Source organism: Streptomyces swartbergensis (assembly GCF_002148965.1).
GTDB lineage: Bacteria > Actinomycetota > Actinomycetes > Streptomycetales > Streptomycetaceae > Streptomyces > Streptomyces swartbergensis.
In genome coordinates, this window is record NZ_NGFN01000668.1 from 1 (window position 1) to 1,674 (window position 1,674).

The 1,674-nt window shown below is 57.4% G+C and carries 1 rRNA gene; it reads left to right on the forward strand.

Annotated features, from left to right (window positions below):
• Positions 1 to 135: 135 nt before the first annotated feature.
• Positions 136 to 1,674, forward strand: a 23S ribosomal RNA gene (locus tag CA983_RS43395); the annotation flags it as partial.

A 1,674-nucleotide genomic window follows, 5' to 3' on the forward strand; every position in this document is an offset into this window, starting at 1 on the left:
GTCGGGCACGCTGTTGGGTGTCTGAGGGAATGGTTTTTTCCTCAGTCGCCGGCCCCAGTGAACTCGCCTGTCAAGGGTGGGGTGATGGGTGGCTGGTCGTTGTTTGAGAACTGCACAGTGGACGCGAGCATCTGTGGCCAAGTTTTTAAGGGCGCACGGTGGATGCCTTGGCACCAGGAACCGATGAAGGACGTGGGAGGCCACGATAGGCCCCGGGGAGTCGTCAACCAGGCTTTGATCCGGGGGTGTCCGAATGGGGAAACCCGGCAGTCGTCATGGGCTGTCACCCGCTGCTGAACACATAGGCAGTGTGGAGGGAACGCGGGGAAGTGAAACATCTCAGTACCCGCAGGAAGAGAAAACAACCGTGATTCCGGGAGTAGTGGCGAGCGAAACCGGATGAGGCCAAACCGTATGCGTGTGAGACCCGGCAGGGGTTGCGTATACGGGGTTGTGGGATCTCTCTTTYATGGTCTGCCGGCCRTGAGACGAGTCAGAAACCGTTGATGTAGGCGAAGGACATGCGAAAGGTCCGGCGTAGAGGGTAAGACCCCCGTAGTCGAAACATCAGCGGCTCGTTTGAGAGACACCCAAGTAGCACGGGGCCCGAGAAATCCCGTGTGAATCTGGCGGGACCACCCGCTAAGCCTAAATATTCCCTGGTGACCGATAGCGGATAGTACCGTGAGGGAATGGTGAAAAGTACCGCGGGAGCGGAGTGAAATAGTACCTGAAACCGTGTGCCTACAAGCCGTGGGAGCGTCGGGCAAGCACTTGTGTTTGCCTCGTGACTGCGTGCCTTTTGAAGAATGAGCCTGCGAGTTTGCGGTGTGTTGCGAGGTTAACCCGTGTGGGGAAGCCGTAGCGAAAGCGAGTCCGAATAGGGCGGTGGAGTAGCACGCTCAAGACCCGAAGCGGAGTGATCTAGCCATGGGCAGGTTGAAGCGGAGGTAAGACTTCGTGGAGGACCGAACCCACCAGGGTTGAAAACCTGGGGGATGACCTGTGGTTAGGGGTGAAAGGCCAATCAAACTCCGTGATAGCTGGTTCTCCCCGAAATGCATTTAGGTGCAGCGTCGTGTGTTTCTTGCCGGAGGTAGAGCACTGGATAGGCGATGGGCCCTACCGGGTTACTGACCTTAGCCAAACTCCGAATGCCGGTAAGTGAGAGCGCGGCAGTGAGACTGTGGGGGATAAGCTCCATGGTCGAGAGGGAAACAGCCCAGAGCATCGACTAAGGCCCCTAAGCGTACGCTAAGTGGGAAAGGATGTGGAGTCGCACAGACAACCAGGAGGTTGGCTTAGAAGCAGCCACCCTTGAAAGAGTGCGTAATAGCTCACTGGTCTAGTGATTCCGCGCCGACAATGTAGCGGGGCTCAAGCGTACCGCCGAAGTCGTGTCATTCACACAATAGGGCCAACGCCTGTGTGGATGGGTAGGGGAGCGTCGTGTGCCGGGTGAAGCAGCCGTGTAAGCGAGTTGTGGACGGTTCACGAGTGAGAATGCAGGCATGAGTAGCGATACACACGTGAGAAACGTGTGCGCCGATTGACTAAGGGTTCCTGGGTCAAGCTGATCTGCCCAGGGTAAGTCGGGACCTAAGGCGAGGCCGACAGGCGTAGTCGATGGATAACCGGTTGATATTCCGGTACCCGCTGTGAAGCGTCAAACAT